Source organism: Tunturiibacter empetritectus (genome assembly GCF_013410875.1).
Taxonomy (GTDB): Bacteria; Acidobacteriota; Terriglobia; order Terriglobales; family Acidobacteriaceae; genus Edaphobacter; species Edaphobacter empetritectus.
Genome location: NZ_JACCCU010000003.1, coordinates 658072 through 677706, shown reverse-complemented (window position 1 = coordinate 677706; position 19635 = coordinate 658072). Strand labels below are relative to the sequence as shown.

Annotated in this window: 17 protein-coding genes; 10 read left to right on the top strand and 7 right to left on the bottom strand. The window is 58.9% G+C overall.

Annotated features, from left to right (window positions below):
- Positions 1–29: 29 nt before the first annotated feature.
- On the bottom strand, positions 30–2483 hold the full coding sequence (locus HDF08_RS20650) for an ABC transporter permease (RefSeq protein ID WP_179640528.1): 2454 nt from the start codon (positions 2481–2483) through the stop codon (positions 30–32).
- Positions 2484–2690: 207 nt separating this feature from the next.
- Between HDF08_RS20650 and HDF08_RS20645 the strand changes: the two genes are divergently transcribed.
- A complete protein-coding gene (locus HDF08_RS20645; protein ID WP_306459734.1) occupies positions 2691–3155 on the top strand; it encodes a VOC family protein in 465 nt (154 codons plus the stop codon).
- A gap of 43 nt (positions 3156–3198) precedes the next feature.
- Here HDF08_RS20645 and HDF08_RS20640 read toward each other — a convergent pair whose 3' ends face one another.
- Complete coding sequence (locus tag HDF08_RS20640) at positions 3199–3588, bottom strand: DoxX family membrane protein (protein WP_179640527.1); 390 nt, start codon at positions 3586–3588, stop codon at positions 3199–3201.
- 90 nt (positions 3589–3678) lie between these two features.
- On the opposite strand from HDF08_RS20640, the gene HDF08_RS20635 reads away from it, so the two are divergent.
- The 8 genes from HDF08_RS20635 to HDF08_RS20600 all read left to right on the top strand — a co-directional run bounded on the left by HDF08_RS20635 (position 3679) and on the right by HDF08_RS20600 (position 10740).
- On the top strand, positions 3679–4494 hold the full coding sequence (locus HDF08_RS20635) for an SDR family NAD(P)-dependent oxidoreductase (RefSeq protein ID WP_179640526.1): 816 nt from the start codon (positions 3679–3681) through the stop codon (positions 4492–4494).
- Positions 4495–4582: 88 nt separating this feature from the next.
- Positions 4583–5449 carry a hypothetical protein gene (locus tag HDF08_RS20630; RefSeq protein ID WP_179640525.1) on the top strand — a complete coding sequence of 289 codons (867 nt, stop codon included), beginning with the start codon at positions 4583–4585 and terminating at the stop codon, positions 5447–5449.
- Between the two features lie 49 nt (positions 5450–5498).
- On the top strand, positions 5499–6554 hold the full coding sequence (gene cysK / locus HDF08_RS20625; protein ID WP_179640524.1) for a cysteine synthase A: 1056 nt from the start codon (positions 5499–5501) through the stop codon (positions 6552–6554).
- Positions 6555–6726: 172 nt separating this feature from the next.
- Positions 6727–7191, top strand: coding sequence for a 3-hydroxyacyl-ACP dehydratase FabZ (gene fabZ, locus HDF08_RS20620; protein WP_373563249.1), 465 nt, complete (start codon positions 6727–6729; stop codon positions 7189–7191).
- The gene (gene lpxA, locus HDF08_RS20615) at positions 7188–7973 is read left to right on the top strand and encodes an acyl-ACP--UDP-N-acetylglucosamine O-acyltransferase (RefSeq protein WP_179640523.1); all 786 of its coding nucleotides are present in this window, start codon (positions 7188–7190) and stop codon (positions 7971–7973) included. The genes fabZ and lpxA overlap by 4 nt, the downstream gene beginning before the upstream one ends.
- Positions 7974–8021: 48 nt before the next feature.
- Complete coding sequence (locus tag HDF08_RS20610) at positions 8022–9179, top strand: Gfo/Idh/MocA family protein (RefSeq protein WP_179640522.1); 1158 nt, start codon at positions 8022–8024, stop codon at positions 9177–9179.
- Positions 9180–9198: 19 nt separating this feature from the next.
- Positions 9199–10065: an LpxI family protein gene (locus HDF08_RS20605; RefSeq protein ID WP_179640521.1), complete on the top strand. Its 867-nt coding sequence runs from the start codon at positions 9199–9201 to the stop codon at positions 10063–10065.
- A gap of 126 nt (positions 10066–10191) precedes the next feature.
- The gene (locus tag HDF08_RS20600) at positions 10192–10740 is read left to right on the top strand and encodes a peroxiredoxin (RefSeq protein WP_179640520.1); all 549 of its coding nucleotides are present in this window, start codon (positions 10192–10194) and stop codon (positions 10738–10740) included.
- Positions 10741–10816: 76 nt separating this feature from the next.
- On the opposite strand, the gene HDF08_RS20595 is transcribed toward HDF08_RS20600, so the two are convergent.
- The 3 genes from HDF08_RS20595 to HDF08_RS20585 form a co-directional block, all read right to left on the bottom strand.
- Complete coding sequence (locus HDF08_RS20595) at positions 10817–11614, bottom strand: hypothetical protein (protein ID WP_179640519.1); 798 nt, start codon at positions 11612–11614, stop codon at positions 10817–10819.
- Positions 11615–11772: 158 nt separating this feature from the next.
- The gene (locus tag HDF08_RS20590) at positions 11773–13656 is read right to left on the bottom strand and encodes a lytic transglycosylase domain-containing protein (protein ID WP_179640518.1); all 1884 of its coding nucleotides are present in this window, start codon (positions 13654–13656) and stop codon (positions 11773–11775) included.
- A gap of 158 nt (positions 13657–13814) precedes the next feature.
- Positions 13815–15107 (bottom strand): PP2C family protein-serine/threonine phosphatase, encoded by a 1293-nt coding sequence (locus tag HDF08_RS20585; protein ID WP_179640517.1) that lies wholly within the window; start codon positions 15105–15107, stop codon positions 13815–13817.
- 241 nt (positions 15108–15348) lie between these two features.
- On the opposite strand from HDF08_RS20585, the gene lepA reads away from it, so the two are divergent.
- A complete protein-coding gene (gene lepA, locus HDF08_RS20580; RefSeq protein WP_179640516.1) occupies positions 15349–17151 on the top strand; it encodes a translation elongation factor 4 in 1803 nt (600 codons plus the stop codon).
- A 424-nt stretch (positions 17152–17575) separates the two neighbouring features.
- Here the strand turns inward: lepA and HDF08_RS20575 are convergent, their stop codons facing one another.
- Both HDF08_RS20575 and HDF08_RS20570 read right to left on the bottom strand, forming a co-directional pair.
- On the bottom strand, positions 17576–18256 hold the full coding sequence (locus HDF08_RS20575) for an OmpH/Skp family outer membrane protein (protein ID WP_179640515.1): 681 nt from the start codon (positions 18254–18256) through the stop codon (positions 17576–17578).
- A 232-nt stretch (positions 18257–18488) separates the two neighbouring features.
- Positions 18489–19190: an OmpH/Skp family outer membrane protein gene (locus tag HDF08_RS20570; protein ID WP_179640514.1), complete on the bottom strand. Its 702-nt coding sequence runs from the start codon at positions 19188–19190 to the stop codon at positions 18489–18491.
- Positions 19191–19635 lie beyond the last annotated feature (445 nt).

Below are 19635 nucleotides of genomic sequence, written 5' to 3'. Positions count from 1 at the left end.
TATTCCAAGCGTAAAAATTACGGACCCGTCTATTCCATTTTGAGGGCTTTTATGGGGTCCACCGAGGCTGCGCGGTGGGCGGGCAGCAGTGTTGCCAGAAGCGACGCAACGAGTAATATTGCGACACTAGCCGAGACGGCTACCGGATCGGCAGCCCTGGTTTCGTAGAGTAGACTTGCGACCCAACGTGTTGCCACCGAGGCAAGCACCAGTCCCGTAACCACACCCCCGACCACTGAGACAGCCGCCTGTTGTACGACGTGCCGCATCAACGCCGCTTTGCCGGAGCCGAGCGCCATACGAATCCCGAACTCCTGCTCGCGCAACGAGACCGAATAAGCCAGTACGCCATAGACCCCGAGCAGAGCAAGCAGAAGCGCCGCCAAGCCGAAGCTCCCTAGAAGCATCGTCTGGAAACGTTCGGTTGCCACCGAATCATTCACCTGATCGTCGAGTGATTTGAGCACCGGAATCGCTACCTGCGGATCGATCTTCCATACCTCACGGCGAATGGAATCGGTGAGCGCGGACGCAGGCTGCGAACTGCGGACGAGAAAATACGCCCGCCACCAGGGGTTCTGCCAGTACGGCAGGTAGATCATGCTGGCTGTCTTCTTAAGGTCGTTGATACGCGCATCGGCGACCACGCCGACGACGGTGAATGTATCGGTGTCTCCGGTCGTGAAGGTCTTTCCGAGAGGGTCTTCGCCGGGCCATATGGCGCGGGCCGTCTGCTGAGAGATCAGTGCGTTCGTCGGATGGTCCCGATCCGACGCCTGAAGATTCCGCCCCTCGATCAGGGGAATCCTGAGCGTATCGAGGTAACTCGGGCTGACCCAACGCATATTTGCGGTGGGCTCCTGATTTTGCGGCACTGGATGATCCGGCCGGTAGATGCCGTCTATCCACGTCTCGCCTGCGAGCGGCATCTCGCTCGTCATAGCTACCGATTGCACACCAGGCATCTGGCCCAGGCTCTCGAGTGCGCGATCCATAAATTGCGCCCGTACCTTATCCGAGCCATTCATCGTGTCGCCGTACTGTGGCGCATCGAGATCCACCTGCGCTAACGTGACATGACTGGAGTCGAACTCGCGCTGCTTCATCAGCAGCCGTGAAAAACTACGCATTATGAGCCCAGTAACGATCAGCAACACTACCGTGGAGGCCACTTCCCCGGCAACAAGGAGATTGCGCGTTCGCTGTCCCTGACGAGAGTTAGCGACGCGATTGGAGCTGGCCTGCATCGCCGACTGCGGATCGACCCGCATCGACCGCATTGCGGGAAGCACACCAAACAGTAAAGCCGTCAAAATCGACAGTCCTGCTGCGGCAAGTAGAATCGGCCAACTCACGTGTGTCTCGTTCAGCCGGGGCAAGCTGGAGGGAGCTGCCGCGATAAAGAGTCGCACCCCGGTAAACGACAGCAGGAGCCCCAGCGCTCCTCCGGCCACGGCCAGAACGACGCTGTCCATCAACGTGGAGCGCATCAGCCGTCTCCGGCTTGCACCAAGCGCTGCCCGCACGGCCACCTCGCGTTCGCGCGCGACGGCGCGGGCCATTTGCAGGTTTGCCAGATTCACGCAGGCGATCAGCAATACCGCACCGACAGCGGCCAGCAGCAGCCACAACGCCGTGCTCACGCCGCCGGCCACCTCCTGCTTCAGCGATTCCACAACGATCCACGGATGCAGAGCAATATGAGCATTCTTCACGAAGGCCTGTTGCAGGCCGCCCAGTTCGCTCTCCACCTGCGCCGGGGAGATGCCTGCTTTCATACGGCCAACTACGAGGAAATCGTAGCCGCCAGTATCGTTCATAAAGCTGGGATATGGGACGAGCGGTTGAAAGATCTCGTAGGCGTGGACCTCGCGCTGGGAGACGGCGGTAGCCATCTCGTTCATGTGGGGAAAGCTGAAGGCTTGCGGTAGAACGCCAACCACCGTTTGGGGGATTCCACCTATAGTCAAGGTGCGACCGATCACGCCAGGGTCACCGGCAAAGTATCTCTGCCAGGCGCTCCAGGCCAGTATGACAACACTATCGTGACCTTTGACCGTTTCGGACGGCAGGAAGCTTCGTCCCAGCATAGGCTCCACGCCAAGCACTGAGAAGAACTCCGGAGAGATATCCAACCCTCCCAAGATCTCCGGATGATCCGTACCCGAAGAGACACTGAAGGTATCGTTGCGAAAGATCGCCGCATCAGCGAGAGTCTTCGAGTTGGCCTTCCAGTTGAGATAGTGTTTGTAGTTGTCGGGACTGGGAGCGCCGTTCATCTCGCGTGTTGTCTCACGCAGCACGACCAGGCGGTTCGGCTGCGGGAAGGCGAACGGCTTCAGCAGGACGGAGTCTACGACGCTGAAGACCGAGGTGACTGAGCCGATTCCCAGCGCCAAAGTAAGAATGGCGGTAAGCGCGAAGCCGGGCGACTTACGCAGGGTGCGAACGCTGAATCGTAGATCCTGGAGCAGTGTCTGCATCAGAGGCCTCCCGGCGCGACAAAAAACTGTCAAAGCGGTACAGCATTCCTTCAACCAAACGGCTTCGCAGCAAGTGCCTCGATTTCAGTTTGTTGCGACGGGTATCTCTCTCGGCGGCACACTGTTTCGTCCAGAATCGAGAAAAGATGTTCGTAAGCGGACAGTAAAGATAGGTCGGCTTGTCGTCACGGAGTTCCCATTGCTACCATGCCAACCATGAACAAAGTTGCGCCATTCCTGTGGTTCGATGACAACGCGGAAGAAGCTGCAGAGTTTTACCTGAGCGTCTTTCCGCATGCGCGCCGGCTCGACGAGCTGCGTTCCAAGGGCGTTGGTCCGTGGCCCGTGGGCAAGATTGCCACGATCACGATCGAGCTTGAAGGGCAGGAGATGGTCTTTCTCAATGGCGGCCCCGCGCATCAGCTCAGCCCCGCCTTCTCGTTCTTTGTCCGCTGCGACTCCCAGGAGGAGATCGACAGCTATTGGGGCAAGTTGATCGAAGGCGGCAAACCGATGGCCTGCGGCTGGCTGACAGACCGCTACGGCCTCTGTTGGCAGATTGTGCCACGCCATATCGGCGAGTTGGTCAATCACCCCAAAGCGATGCAAGCCATGATGGGGATGATCAAGATGGATCTGACCGCACTCGAAGCCGCCGCGAGGAAGAGCTGAGAGCCTTCGCTACATCGGTTCGGAAGACGAAAGCGGACAGCAGCTAGGCTCGGAGGCCGTTGGGGGTGAAGATTCCTTCGAAGGCTGGCCAGTAGGCCCAGATGAGGAAGATCTCCAGGACAGTGCAGACGAGGCCGGGTCCGATTCCTGCGCCTCCGGTCAGGGTCAGGTGGAAGACGAGGATATTGACAAGGATTGGGCCGAGGATCACCAGGGCTACGGGGACGTAGCGGCCTACGATCAAAAGGATGCCGGCGACGGTGTAGAGGACACCGTGGAAGGTGAGCCAGCCGTGAGTGTACATGAGAGTGGCCATGACGCCGGCGTCGCCAGGGATGGGCTGCATGGGGATGAAGTGGAAGAAGGCGTTGAGACCAAATACGAGAAAGACTAGTCCAAGCAGAATGCGTGCGATCAGGACGGCGATTTTCATGGTCGGCGAACTCCTTCGAGGGGATCTGGTAGAGAATTCTCTGTGTGTGCTTCAATGGCGTCAAGAAGAATGATTGGATAAGTGGAATCTATGTTGAGTAGCGGTGGCTCTGGTGTGACGATGTCGCTGGCCGGGAGGGTTGCGCTGATTACGGGCGGCTCACGCGGGATCGGCGCGGCGACGGTGCGGATGTTTCGGCAGGCGGGGGCGAAGGTGGTCTTCAACTACCGGTCTGCGACGAAGGAGGCCGAGGCAATTGTTGCTGAGTGCGGCGGTGCGGCGGTGTGCCGTGCGGTGGAGCAGACTTTGTCTACCCCGGAGGATGGCGCGGCGCTGGTGCGTGCTGCGGTGGCAGCGTTCGGGCGGGTGGACTGCGCGATTCTGAATCATGGGGTGTGGCCTGCTCATGATGCGCCGATCGCGGAGATGACTAGTGAGCAGTGGCGTTCGACGATGGGGACGAATCTGGATAGCGTGTTTGGTGTGGTGCGGACGGCGGTGGCGCAGATGAAGATTCAGCCGAAGGCTCAGGCGCAGGTTGGGTCGGCGCGGGGGCATATTGTTTTGATCAGCTCTACCGCGGGGCAGCGGGGCGAGGCGTTCCATGTGGACTATGCGGCTACGAAGGGGGCGCTGATCAGCTTGACGAAGAGCTTGTCGACGGAGCTGATCGGCGAGGGGATTTATTGCAACTGCGTTGCGCCGGGATGGGTGGCGACCGATGCTTCGGCTGGGGTGCTGAGCGACCCTGTGGTCTCGAAGAAGCTGCTGTCTCTGATCCCGCTGGGGCGGCCGGCGCATGTGGATGAGATTGCTGCTCCTGTACTTTTTCTTTGTACGCCGTTCGCTGGGTTTATCTCGGGCGAGATCTTCAATGTGAATGGCGGCGCGGTGCTGGTCGGATGAGCGTTACAGGCAGGAACAAACAACAACGAAATACGGGGATCCTTCCCCGTTCGACTTCGCTCAGGGTCAGGATGACGACAAGGAGATCGTGAAGATTATTAGACGCATTCTGAACTTCGGCATAGTGCTCGTCCTTGGTCTGGCGTCGACTCAGTCGCTGTGGTCGCAGGCCAGCGAGATTCCCAGTGCTGCGCCCGTGATGCCTGCGGGACAGACGCCAGAGCAGCGTGGGCGCAAGCTGCTGGATGAGATGGTGGAGGCGCTGGGGGGGGATGCGTGGCTCCATCGACGGAATATGCGGGAGCTTGGGCATATCGGGCGGTTCTTTCACGGTACGCCTACGGGGATTGTGATTGACTTTACTTCAACGCGGCAGTTTGCGACGGCTGACCGGTTCGCGGCGCTGCGGGTGGGATTTATTACGGATAAGAGCATCCTTCTGCCAGGTAAGAAGATCGATATTGTGCAGATATGGACGGCGGGCAAGGGGTACGAGGTGACGTATAAGGGCCGGGTTGAGCTGCCTAAGGATCAGGTCGAGGATTTCTACCGGCGGCAGGAGCACTCGGTGGAGGCGGTGGTGAATACGTGGCTGAAGGCTCCGGGGGTGGTGGTGGTGTATGAGGGGACGAGCATGGTGGAGCGGCAGTTGGCGGACAAGGTGTCGATTCTTTCGGCGAACAACGACGGGGTGACGCTGTACCTGGATGCAACGACGCATCTGCCGTTGCGGCGTACCTTTGAGTGGAGGAATGAGACCTTCAAGGACTACGACGAAGACGCGGAGGAGTATGCGGACTACCACACGATCCAGGGGCTTCCGACGGCGGTGACGATCAGCAGATATCACAATGGGGATCTGGCGAGCGAGACGTTTCTGCTGAAGGTGGAGTATGACGTGGATGCGGCTCCGGATATGTTCAATCCGGATGTGTTGCTGAAGAAAAAGCAGTAAGACGACCGGGCATGAGTAGACTCTGTGCAGACTGAAGGAGCGAGACGATATGAAACGGAAGTTCGCAAATATTCTGGAGACGGTAGGAGATACGCCGGTGGTTCGCATCAACAAGCTTGCGCCGCCGGATGTGGATCTTTATGTGAAGGTGGAGGCGTTCAATCCGCTGGGGTCAGTGAAGGACAGGCTGGCGCTGGGTGTGATTGAGGATGCGGAGCGCCGTGGGACGCTGAAGCCGGGGCAGACGGTGATTGAAGCTACGAGCGGGAACACGGGCATTGGGTTGGCGATGGTGTGCGCGCAGAAGGGGTATCCGCTGGTGGTGGTGATGGCGGAGACGTTCAGCATTGAGCGGCGGAAGCTGATGCGGTTTCTGGGGGCGAAGATTGTGCTGACGCCGGCGGCAGAGCGGGCCGTGGGGATGATCAAGAAGACTAATGAGCTGGCGGAGAAGCATGGGTGGTTCAGGACGCTGCAATTTGAGAATGAGGCGAATGCGGAGATGCACTCGCGGACGACGGCGCAGGAGATTCTGAGGGACTTTGAGGGCGACCGGCTGGATTACTGGGTGACGGGTTTTGGTACGGGGGGGACGCTGAAGGGTGTGGCTCGGGTGCTGGCGGAGAAGCGGCCGGAGACGAAGATTGTGGTGTGTGAGCCGGATGTGGCACCGATGATCTCGAGCGGGGAGGCACAGCCGCGGAATGCGGATCGGACACCTTCGGGGAGCCACCCGGCGTGGACTCCGCATCCACAGCAGGGTTGGAGCCCGGATTTTATCTCGAGCCTGACGCAGGATGCGATTGATGAACACCGGATCGACCAGGTGATCCGGATTGCGAACGCCGATGCGATCAAGTGCAGCCGGGAGCTGGCGCTGAAGGAGGGGATCTTCGTGGGGATTACGTCGGGTGCGACCTTTGCCGGGGCGCTGAAGGTGTGCGCGGAGGCGGCGAAGGGGTCGACTGTGCTGTGCATGCTGCCGGATACGGGAGAGCGGTACCTGAGTACGCCGCTGTTTGCGGATATTGCGGTGGATATGACGCCGGAGGAGCTGGAGATCTCGCGGTCGACTCCGGGGGCGCAGCTGCAGCCGGCGGGGTAGTCCTGCCGGACGGGCGCCCTGCGCGGGCGGCGGTCACTTCGTGACGGATATACCCCTTCGGTTGGCGCTCCCGTTGGTCGCGATGATAGGTCTGGCGTTTATACTCATCTTTGCCATGAGTGAGACTACGACGGATCAGATTGCCGACGAACAGATTGCGGCACGCACTACGATGGACATCCTCGAGATCATGTCCCTGCTGCCGCACCGCTACCCTTTTTTGCTGATCGACCGCGTGATTGAGATGGAGCGGAAACAGCGGATTGTGGCGATCAAGAATGTGACGATCAACGAGCCGCACTTTCAGGGGCACTTTCCGGACTACCCGATTATGCCCGGGGTTCTGATGGTGGAGGCTATCGCGCAGACGGGTGGGGCGCTGCTGCTGACGGAGATTCCAGATCGCGACCAGAAGCTGATGGTGTTTACCGGGATTGAGAGTGCGCGGTTTCGGCGGCCGGTGCTGCCGGGGGATCAGCTTCGCATCGAGGTGACGGTGCAGCAGTGGAGGAGCCGCGCGGTGAAGATGCTGGGGAACATCACGGTGGATGGCAAGCTGGTGTGCGACGCTACGGTGATGTGTCAGGTGGTGCCGCGGGTGGTAAAGAAGGCGGCGCCGGAGGCTCCTGCGGAGTGAGCATACATCCGACAGCGATCGTTGCGGCGGGAGCGAAGATTCCTGCAAGCTGCACGGTTGGTCCTTACTGCACGGTTGGCCCTGATGTTGTGGTGGGCGAGGAGTGTGAGCTGATTTCGCATGTCGTGCTCGACGGGCATCTTACGATGGGGCGCGGGAATCGTGTCTTTTCGTTTGCGTGCCTCGGAATCTCGCCGCAGGATTTAAAGTATGCGGGCGAGCCGACGCGGTTGGAGATCGGCGATGGCAACACGATTCGGGAGTATGTAACGATCTCGCGCGGGACCCAGGGCGGCGGTGGAACTACCAGGGTCGGGAGTGAGTGCCTGATTATGGCGTATACGCACATTGGGCATGACTCGCAGATCGGCAATGGATGTATTCTTGCGAACTCGGCTACGCTGGCGGGGCATGTGACGGTGGAAGACTATGCGGTGGTTGGTGCGCTGTGTCCGGTGCATCAGTTCTGCCGGATCGGGAGGTACGCTTATATCGGGGGTGGGACGACGATTACGCAGAATGTACTTCCGTACTCGCTGACTTCGATTGAACGAAACAACCACGCCTACGGTTTGAACAAGGTCGGTTTGGAGCGGCGGGGATTTACTCCGCAACAGCTGAAGGAGCTACGCGTGGCTTATCGCACGCTGCTTGCTTCGAAGCTCAACACCACTGATGCCCTGGCGGCTATCCGCGAGACGATCGCCTCCGGCGGCGCGGGGGAGCATGTGGCGTATCTCGCCGACTTTATTGCTAACAGCGAGCGTGGGATTATCAAGTAAGAGTTTCGCAGTCTTCAGCACACAGAATCCGATTGGAGTTGGTCCGCTATGATCTTGCCGTTTGCGAATCGTTTCGTCGTTGCTGCTTCCCTTCTCGCCGCGACTCTCTCTCTTTCAACAGCCGGTGAGGCTCAAGCGGCACCGCCTGTGCGCGTGGCTATTGTTGGACTGGTTCATGGCCACGTGCAGGGTTTCCTGGGTAAGCTTGCGGCTCATCCTGAGATCACGCTTGTGGGCATCTCCGATCCTGATCCAGCGCTGCGCCAGAAGTATATTGCGAAGACTCACCTGTCGGGAGATCTGTTCTTCGCGACCGAAGCGGAGATGTTGAAGCATACGCAACCGCAGGCGATTCTGGTTTATACGTCGATTGCGGGGCACCGAGCAGCGATTGAGGAGGCTGCGCCGCTTCATATTGCGGCGATGGTGGAGAAGCCGCTGGCCACTACGGTGGAGGACGCGCTTGCGATTCAGGCTCTGTCCGAGAGGTACAACGTTCCTGTACTGACCAACTATGAGACGACCTGGTACAACTCGAACACTGCTGCGGTGAAGATGCTGGAAGAGGGCAAGATTGGCGATCTGCGCAAGCTGGTGGTGCATGACGGCCACGAGGGTCCGAAGGAGATTGGGGTTGATCCGGAGTTTTTGACCTGGCTGACGGATCCGAAGCAGAATGGTGCGGGTGCTCTGTTCGACTTTGGCTGCTATGGAGTGGATCTTGCGACGTGGATTCTGCATGGGGAGCTTCCGATTTCGGTGACTGCGGTTACGCTGCAGATCAAGCCGAAGATCTATCCCAACGTCGATGATGACAGCACGGTGGTTCTGACCTATCCGCATGCGCAGGCGATCCTTCAGGGCTCGTGGAACTGGCCTTTTGCACGGAAGGATATGGAGATCTACGGAGCGACGGGCTATGTGGATACGGTGTATGAGGAGGCTGCGCCTGGTGCGAAGCTTCGCGCGCGATTGACCGGGGAGAAGGCGGAACACGTGGAGACTGCGCCACCGCTGCAGGCTCCGCAGAATGATTCGTTGAACTATCTTGCCGCGGTTCTGGCCGGGACGGTGAAGCCGGAGCATGATCTGAACTCGCTGGACACCAACATTACAGTGGTTCGTATTCTGGATGCTGCACGCCGGTCCGCGCAGAGTGGGAAGACGATCTATCTCGCTCGTGAAGTTGCGGCGGCGGCCAAGTAGTTTGTCTCGACGTGGAAAAATGAGTCTATCGAGTGCATCAGAGAAGTTGGGGTTGATTGCGGGGAACGGGCGCTTTCCGTTTCTTCTGCTGGATGCTGCGCGAGCGCATGGATTGCAGGTTGTGGTTGCGGCGATTACTGAGGAGACCGACCCTGAGATGAACGACCGTGCGGCTGCCGATGACGGAGTTCGCGTCCACTGGCTTTCGCTCGGCGAACTCTCCCGGCTGATCGAGACCTTTCGCGCAGAGGGCGTGACACGGGCCGTGATGGCCGGACAGGTGAAGCATAAGCAGATCTTCTCGAGCATTCGTCCGGACTGGCGACTGGCGAAGTTACTGCTGAACCTGCGCACGCGGAATACCGATATGCTGCTGGGTGCAGTGGCGAAGGTTCTGGGCGATGAGGGGATTGAGTTGATCTCCTCGACACAGTATCTGGAGCCGCTGCTGGCAAAGGCTGGGGTGCTTACGCGGCGGGCTCCTGATGAGAACGAAGAGAAGGACATCGACTATGGGCGTGGGGTGGCGCAGGCGATTGCGGGTTACGATCTTGGCCAGACGGTGGTGATTGCGGCGCAGGCCTGCGTGGCCGTGGAGGCGATGGAAGGGACCGATGCTACGATTGCACGTGCCGGGGAGATCTTTCGGACGTTTGAACCGGGAGGCGAGACGACGCTTCGGCGCAGGCTTACGGTGGTGAAGGTCGCCAAACCCAATCAGGATATGCGTTTTGATGTGCCTGTGATTGGCGTTGCGACGATTGAGACCATGAAGGCTGCGGGCGCCACCTGCCTGGCGATTGAGGCGGAGAGAACGCTGATGTTCGACCCGGCGGCGATCTTCAGCGCAGCGGACGAGGCTGGGATTACGATCGTCGCGAAGTAAAGATCTTGTCATTGCCCTGTAAAGGCCTGTGGGGGAAGGGTAGAATTGCCGTCAGGACATTCGGCGCGCGCGGGTTATGCGACGGCCATTCGTCTACAGCTAAGAGAAGGACATAAGGGGATCACCATGCGCAAAGCGGTTTGGATCGCAGCAATCATCGGCGTAGCAGCGGCGTGCGGCGTAGGCATCAGGGCGAATGCAGCGCCTGCCGCAGACACAATACAGGCTGGAGCGGTGGCGCCCAACTTTACCCTGCCCTCGCAGGAGGACAAGCCGGTGAGTCTGGCGGACTATAAGGGCAAGTGGGTGGTGCTCTACTTCTACCCGAAGGACCAGACGAGCGGGTGCACGATTGAGGCACATAACTTTCAGCGCGACCTTGCGAAGTATGACGCTCTGAACGCGGTGGTTCTGGGTGTGAGTCTGGATACGGTGGAGGGGCACAAGACGTGGTGCTCGAAGGATACGTTCGGTTTCAAACTGCTGGCTGATCCGAATCACAAGGTTGTCGATCTCTATGGCGTTCCGGTGAAGAACTTTGGCGTGATGAAGTTTGCCAACCGCGAGACGTTTCTGATCTCGCCCGACGGCAAGGTGGTGAAGGTTTGGGAGAAGGTCGACCCAAACGTCCACAGCACGGAAGTTCTGGCTGAGATTTCGGCCGCCAAGAAGTAGGAACTTATCAGCAGACGCAAAAAGGCCCGGGCTCTCAATTGAGGAGTCCGGGCCTATTTGCTTGCCTTGGTGTTAGTTACTTCTTTTTTGGAGCAGCCTTCTTTACAGCCTTCTTTACGGCCTTCTTAGCAGGAGCCTTCTTGGCTGCCTTCTTAGCAGGAGCCTTCTTTGCTGCTGCCTTCTTCGCTGGTGCCTTCTTTGCTGCTTTCTTAGTTGCCAAGGTAGTACCTCTCTTCTTTAGTTTTTTACTGCTTGCAGTGCTCTTGTTGCCGGCCGCCTTTTTGGGGGCGACCTTACCGCCGCGCAGAGCACTAACCTTCTTCGCGGCAGATTTTGATTTGGCGGCGGCCTTCTTGGGAGCGGCCTTCTTCGCCAGAACTTTTTTCGGTGCGGACTTCTTTGCCGCAGCTTTTTTGGCGACGACTTTCTTCGCGGCCTTTTTGGCGGCGGCTTTCTTCGCAGGAGCCTTCTTTGCCGGCGCCTTGACTGCTATGGCCTTCTTCACGGCTACAGCCTTTTTGGCTGGTGCGGCTTTTTTGGCTGGTGCGGCCTTCTTCACCGCGGGCTTTGCGGTGCCTGCGGAGGACGCGCCTTTTGTCGGCGGCACCGACTCTCTGGTTGGCGGCTCGTAGCTGCGCACCGGGGAGGGAGGCAGCGCGAACAGCTTCGCCTCTTCGGCGTGAGGATCGTCGTCGGTGTCTTCCGGGTCGAGCTGAGCCTCATCATCGTCCGAGGTCATCGTGACCTCTTCCTCTTCTTCGTCGTCGCTGAAGCGGCGGTTCAGATCGTCCTGGTCGTCATCGTGTTCCTCGCCGAAGTTATGATCGTCCTCGGCTGCAGTCGCGTGAAGCTTGATGGTGTCATCGAACATCATTGTTGTTATCCCCTCACTGCTCTCTACTTCTATCGCTCTCTGCGTTGTCTTACCAGCTTCGATGCAACAAAAAACGTCTTTACTCCCCGGGACGAGATTCTAGCAACAGGATGCATCCAAGCGCTACCGAAGGCAAGCAATCTTTTTCACGAGGTAGCTTATCGTGTAGCTTTCTTTTTCGTTTTGGTGACGGAACCAGGCTTCGCCGCACCTGAAGTTTTCTTGCCTGTCGACTTGGTTGCGGTTGAGGCTCCGCTTGTCTTCGCGCTGGTGCGACCGCGGGAGGGATGCGCGGAACCCTGATGAACACTGGCCGAAACGGTGCGAACGCCCTTTCTCCTGCGAGCTCCTCTGCCGCGCACATGCGTCCCGGGCGCGAGCTTGACCGGCTCGGCGACTGCGAGGGAGGCACCGGGCCTCACGCTGCTTGAGGGGAGATGATTCCATCGCCGCAACTCTTCGACTGAGACCCCGAATCGATCGGAGACGGTGATTAGAGTATCGCCACGACGCACGGTGTATCGCTGCGGTCGCGTGCTTTGGGCGACGGTGACCGGGATGACGAGCTCGTCTCCTGCGTCGACGTCGTCCGTCGGAGAGAGGCCGTTCGCGGTGACGACGTCGCTGAGACGGGCATGCAACGAGGAGACGATGCCGTCAAGCGACTCGCCGGAGCGGACCACGTGAAAGCGCCACGTGTTGCGTTTGTCCTCGGGAATCTCCTTAAGGCGCTCGGTGAAGACATCGCGCGTGCCAACGGGGATGTGCAGATCGAAGGGCATGTCGCCCGGCGTGGTCATGCGCAAGAGGCTGGGATTGAGGGCCACGATCTCGGGGAGAGAGGAGTTTGTGAGATCGGCCACCAGGCGAAGATCAATTGCGTAGTCGACCGAGACGGTATCGGAGACGACGGGTTCGTTGGGCACCATCTTGTCGAGGCCGTACTTCTCTGGGTTCTTGGCCATGATGACGGCGGCGAGGATCTTTGGAACGTAGTCGCGGGTCTCCCTGGGCAGCGCGTTGCGGCGATAGAGCTCCCAGAAGTCGGCATAGCCGGTCCGCTGCACGGCACGCTGCACGTTGCCTGGACCCCAGTCGTAGGCAGCCATTGCGAGATACCAGTCGCCGAACTGGTTATAGAGGGACTTCATGTACTTCGCGTAGGCGATCGAAGATTTTTCGGGATCGAAGCGCTCGTCGAAGTAGCCGTTGCGCGCCAGACCGTAGGCCCCGGTCGGCATGAACTGCCACATGCCGCCTGCGCCTGACCTCGAATTGAGCGCCTGGGGCTGAAAGCCCGATTCGGCCACCGCGAGATAGATGAGGTCCTGCGGGACACCCTGGTCAGTGAGCGCCTTCTGAATCATGGTCTTGTATTTTCCGGCGCGCTCCATGCTCGCAAGCATGTGGGCGTGGAAGGAGGGCGAGTTCGCAAAGTAGCCGATGTAGCCTGCGACCTGATCGTTGATGACGAGGGGCAGGTCGGACGCGGTCTGCAGCTCGGCCTTCAGTTTTGCGGTGAGCTCAGGATTCGCGGGGAAGGTAAGATCTTCGGCGGTGTCGAGCGGCGCCTCTTCGATCTTCGGGGAGAATCCATTGCCCTGCTTCAGGGCTGCCATCTCGAGCGAGTTGACCGCGTTCAAAAGATGATCGAACTCATCGGCGAGCTGCGGATCAGTTTTGAGATCCATGCCGCTGGTGAGCATAAGGTCGACAGCAGAGTCGAAGTCGATCCGTGCAGCATCGAGACGGCCGGCGCGATAGTTGTCTACCCCGCTGCGATAGGCGGCCTCGGCGGAGTTGATCAACTGCTGTACCTTGAAGGCGTGGGCGGAGTTGTCGATAGACTGCTCAGTGGATGGAGCGGTCTGCGGGGATTTCGATGGAGTTGCAGTTGAAGATTGCGTGATCGTTGGAGCGGTTGTCGCAGGCGGTGCGCTGCCGGGCGACGCTGTCTGATCCTGCGGGCAGCCCGCCAACAGTACAAGCGGCGCACACGCCACCACGAGTGCCACGGTTCGCACCGAATCGCTAAAAGTCATCCGCACCATCTTCGCTTTTCATTGTACGAGGTGCAAGAAGCAAATTCGCGGTGGCTTACGGAATGAACCGTCGAATAGAACTTCGCGGAGGCGACGCGGTGCTCTCCCATCAGAACGCGGCAGCATGTTGTCGCAATCGAGTCAGCACTCTATTTTGGTTACCGGCTCCGTATCAGGACGGCGGTTGCGTCGTCGGTGTGGGTCGACCCGTGGCTGAATCTAGACACCTCCTCGATGAGCCCCTCCACACAGGCCGAGGGCTGCAGGAAGTGATCGGCCAGCCGGGCTGCGCCGTACTCTTCTTCGTTGTGGTTCGTTGCCTCGGTTATGCCGTCCGTATAGAAGAGGAGCTGCGTGCCCGGCTTGAGGGTGACCTTGTATTCGGGGTACGTTGTTGCGCCGAGTCCGAGCGGCATGCCGGTGTCGATGTCGAGGAAGGAACTCGAACCGTTTATGAGGAGAGGACGGAGGTGTCCGGCGCTGGCGATGGTGATCTCGCGGGACCGCGCGTCGAGCACGCCATAGATCATGGTGACGAACTTGCCCATAGGAAAGTCTTCCATCAGGATCTGATTGAGCTGCATGAGCGTTTTTCCCGGAGAGGGATCGAGCTTGACCAGCGAGCGCAGGATGGCGCGTGTGGCCGACATCAACAGGGCCGCGGGCATTCCTTTTCCGGAGACATCGGCGAGTACGATACCGCAGCGATCGTCGCCGAGGTCGATCAGATCAAACCAATCGCCAGCGACGGCTCCGGCTGGGTTCCACGCGGTTTCAAATGCGAAGCCACAGACGAGCGGAACAGCCTTGACGAAGAGCGATTGCTGGACGGCGCGGGCATCGTCTGCTTCGCGCTGCATCTGTTCGCGCTCGTGGCGCTCGTTGCGGAAGAGCCTGGCGTTTTCGATGGCCACTGCGATGTGGCCGGCCAACGCTTCCATGACGGCGATATGATCGTCCGAGAAGGCGTTGAGCCGCTTGTGGTCGACGCACAGGACTCCGATGACTTCGCCGTGAAGCAGGAGCGGAACTGTAGCCTCAGATCGCACGTCGAGTTCGCATGCAACGTAGTAAGGATCGATGGTTACATCGCCGGCGTAGCGCGTCACGCCGGTTGCGGCGACGTGGCCGACCATGCCTCGTTCGCCAATCCTGAAGCGGTCACCTTTGCGATAGGTTGAGCATCCACGAACGCCGTGAAGTACCAGCTCGTCGCCGCCCGCTTCGCGCAGCCAGACGGAGACCTCCACGCAGCCGATGGCGTCGGCGATATCGTTTACGACGCGATCGAACAGGACATCGAGGTCGAGGGTAGAGGTGATGAGTTGCGCCGCTCGCTGCAACTTCATCAGGGCCTGGATGAACTCGCAGGAGGAGTGAATGTTGTGGGGAAGTACTTCGAGGGCATCAAATGCAGTGAGCGCATTGAGCGGGGAGAGTTGGGTCGCCATGGTGTCCTCCTTGGCAAGGACTGGACAGGAATCTATGCAGGTTTGATGTTGCGGCTTACGCCGCGATGCAAAGTTTGAGTTTGTGAACAGGCCTGATTTCGGAAGTGCCGTCGGACGGGATTGCCCGGTGCCTGCAACTCGTTCGAGATCAATACGGCCTGACCACTCGCGCAACGTGGCCGTTGCCGCTGGTAGAGACGCATGGGTGTTAAGATGGATATTGAGGCTACCCAGCTACAAAATGGATCCAAGTCACATCCGCAACTTCGCGATCATCGCGCATATCGACCATGGCAAGTCCACTCTTTCCGACCGGTTGCTTGAACTCACCGGTTCGCTGACCTCGCGCGAGATGCAGGCCCAGGTGCTGGATGCCATGGATCTGGAGCGCGAGCGCGGCATTACGATCAAAGCCCATACCGTTCGCATGATGTACAAGGCGCACGATGGCGATACCTATCAGCTGAACCTGATCGATACGCCGGGCCACGTCGATTTTTCTTATGAGGTTTCGCGCTCGCTGGCTTCGTGCGAAGGAGCGCTGCTGGTGGTGGATGCGTCGCAGGGTGTCGAAGCGCAGACGCTGGCGAATGCTTATCTTGCGATCTCGAATGGGCTTGAGATTATTCCGATCATCAATAAGATCGATCTTCCCAGCGCGGACATCGAGCGCACGAAGGAGATGATTGAGAAGTCCGTGGGGCTGCCTGCGGACGATGCGATTGCGGTGAGCGCGAAGACGGGGCTGAATGTTGCGAGCATACTTGAAGCCGTTGTGACGCTGCTGCCGCCGCCTCAGGGCGATCCCGAGGCGCCACTGCAGGCATTGATCTTCGATAGCTGGTTCGACCCCTACAGAGGCGTGATTGTGCTGGCGCGCATCATCAACGGCAGGCTGCGCAAGGGGATGAAGATTAAGGTGATGTCGAATGGAAAGATGTTCGATGTGGAGAGTATGGGCGTGATGACGCCGAAGCCGGTTGAGCTTGCGGAGCTGAGTGCGGGCGAGGTAGGTTTCTTCGTTGCCACGATCAAAAACGTTGCGGATACCAAGGTCGGCGACACCATTACTTCGGTTGAAAATCCATGTGCTGAAGCGTTGCCGGGTTTTGAAGATATCAAGAGCATGGTGTTCGCGGGGCTTTACACCGTCGATTCGCATGAGCACGCGATGCTGCGCGATGCGCTGGAAAAGCTTCGCCTCAACGATGCTTCATTTTCGTTTGAGCCTGAGTCTTCGGTGGCGCTTGGGTTTGGGTTTCGCTGCGGCTTTCTTGGACTGCTGCATCTTGAGATTATTCAGGAGCGGCTGGAGCGTGAGTACGATCTCGACCTGATTACGACTGCGCCGGGCGTGCGCTACAAGATCACCATGACCGACGGCAGCGTGCGCGAGGTGGATAATCCCTCGCGGTGGCCGGAGACGACCGAGATCGAACAGATCGAAGAGCCGGTGATTGTAGCGAAGATTCTGACGAACGAAGAGTACGTTGGCGGCATCTTGAAGCTGGTGGAAGAGAAGCGTGGACGGCAGCAGAACATGGAGTACGTTTCAGATACGCGCGTTCTGATTACCTATGAGCTTCCGTTGAATGAGATTGTGCTGGATTTTTACGATCGGCTGAAGACGGTCTCGCGCGGTTACGCATCGCTGGACTATCAGCTTGCGGGGATGTGGGTCTCGCCGATGGTGAAGATGGATATTCTGATTGGCGGCGATCCTGTGGATGCGCTCTCGATCATCATTCACAAAGATTTTGCGCAGCAACGCGGCCGGGCGCTGGTTTCGAAGATGCGGGAGCTGATTCCGCGACAGATGTTTGAGGTTGCGATTCAGGCGGCGATCGGCTCGAAGGTGATTGCGCGTGAGACGGTGACGGCGATTCGGAAGAATGTAATCGCGAAGTGCTATGGCGGCGACATCAGCCGGAAGCGTAAGCTGCTCGAGAAGCAAAAAGAGGGCAAGAAGCGGATGAAGCGGATTGGCAAGGTCGATATTCCGCAGGAGGCTTTTCTTGCGGTCCTCAAGGTGGGCGAGGAGTAGCCTGACTGCGCAGGGGTTTCAGGCACTTCGAGTTTTAACTCAAGCTTTGTTTTGTGAAATGCGGTTAGATCAGACAATTTGCGTGCAATTCTGGCACACATCGGGATTAGATGCGGAAATTTGTAACCTGGTCGTAACGACGATCTGTGGAAACCCTTGAAACAGCGATAGTTGCTGAGGGTCAACCCGCGCAAGCTCTCATTACTTTTGACAGGGTCTTTCAATGCGCTGATTTTGATGCACTTAGACGTACATCGAAGAAGCGGCGTGGTTGGCAGGATGGTCGGTTGAGCGACTTTCGCTTATGTTTTGGTTTCCACAATCCACAGGTTTTTCCACAGGAGTCCTGTGCTTAGCCCTCTAAAACAAGCAAAACGCAGCGAGGAGATCGCTCCCCGCTGCGTTTTGACGTGGACTTCTGGAGTTATTGCTTCGGTGCAGCGGGCTTGGGCGTCGTTGTTGGACGTGGACGAGCTGTTGTGGGGGCCGGGGAAGATGGTCCGGACGGGGCTGGCGCAGCGACACCGGACGTGGTGTTGTACGCGGTCACAACGGCCTGGGTCACGTCGGTGTTCTGATTGGCCCACATCACGTTGCTCTGCTGTCCGCTGACATCGAGCAGAAGAGTGTAACCATTCTTGCTGACGTAATCCTTCAGCGTAACTGAGACTTTGGCGGCCACCTTGCCATAGGCTTCCTGCAGATCCGCGTTGTAGGCGGTCTGGGCATCCTCGGCGTTGCGGTTCAGCTCCTTCTCCTTGGTGTCGATGTTGCGCAGGCGAGTTGCGCGCTCTTCATCGGAGAGAGTTGCGGGAGCACTCTGCAGTTGAGCCTTGAGCGAGTCGACCTCCTTGGAGAGGGTGTCGATCTGATCTTTCTTGGGCTTGTACTTGTCCTGAATCTGCTGGACGGCGCGCTGGCCTTCGTTGGTGGCAAAGACGGCCTGCTCGAACGCGACGAGAGCAATCTTTGCGGGGATGGCCTGGGGCTCAACGGCAGCAGCGGCAGCGGGGGCAGGAGCTGGAGCGGCAGCGGTCTGGGAGACTCCGGCGGTGGTCATTAATCCGGCGCCTAGCGCGGAGATAAGAACGAGGGTGCGATTCATGCGGTCTGTGGTACTCCTTCGAAATTTTCGATCTCTTCGGTCGGTCGATGTCTGTTACAAAACGATGGTCGATGTCTGTTACAAAACGATGCTTGTTACAAATCTCTGGATAAGACCGATTCGGATCTTCGGGCTACATCGTCTTCGGCGGCCAGGTTGGGTGCCTACGGAGGTTAGTTTCTAAAACCAGCCAACTCTCCGTAGATTCCGTAGACCAACTCTGTCAGCCGCGTTACTGCTTGGGCAGCGCAGGCTTCGGGGTGGCCGAGGCGTGCGGGTGAGCGGTTGGGGAAGGCGCGGACGGGACCGGAGGTGCGACGCCTGAAGACGCGTTGTAAGCCTCGAGAACGGCACGCGAGATATCGGTGCCATCGCTGGTCCAGAGCACGCTCATCGAGCCACCCTGCTGGCCTGTGATATCGAGGAGCATGGTGTAGCCATTGTCCTCCACATACTTTTTCACGACCGGCGCGAGCTTCTTGGCAACCACGCCGATGACCTGCTGCTGCTCGCCGGCGACGGACTGCTGTGCATCTTCGCCATCGCGCTGGAGCTGTTTCTCCTTGGTGTCGATGGCACGGAGCTTCGAGGCGCGTTCGGATTCGGTCAGGGTTGCCGGTGCGGCCTGCAGCTGCTTTTTGAGGGTATCGATCTCCTGTGCCTTGGCCTGGAGCTCTGCCCCTTTGGGCTCGTACTTCTTCTGCAGGGTCTGGAGGGCGCGCTGTCCTTCGTTGGTTGCTGCGGCGACCTGCTCGAACTCGATGGTCGCAATCTTCGCAGGGACTGCGTGTGGCGCGACGGGGGCTGGAGCTGGGGCGGTCTGGGTGGGAGCTGCAGTTGGTGTGCCGGCGGTCGTGGCGGAGGTCTGGGCCAGGGCGGCAGCGGATGTCATTCCCGCAGCGAGGGCGGTAACAAGAGCGAGGGTGCGATTCATGTAGTGTGTGGTACTCCTTCAGGGATTGATCAAACCTTATACGGCTTCTGGCGCACCATCGCGTGCCGTCTGGGCCGTTCCCTACCTCCACTCGATCAACGCACCCTTGAGACAGAGCACGCCCATCTTTTACCTCGCTCGGACCGCCTGCTGTGGGGCAGATCGGCGACAGAACGAGAGGGCTGCCGGAACACATAGATTATAGGGTCCAGCCAGAGCAGGGTCAATCGAGCGGGTTCGCTGGCGGTCCAGTGGTGACGCCGCAGGCCAAGGCCCGTCATGCTACGGAAAGATGGAATGGGTTTGCGGGAATCTACTGTTTTTCAGATTTTTGGGCGCTGTTTGGCAGCTTCTGCGGGAGATTGCCAGTGTACTGCGGGTTAGCGTTTTGGCGACCTAATTGCTTCTTCATGAAAGGGAGCACGTTGGATTGAATCCGGTGTGT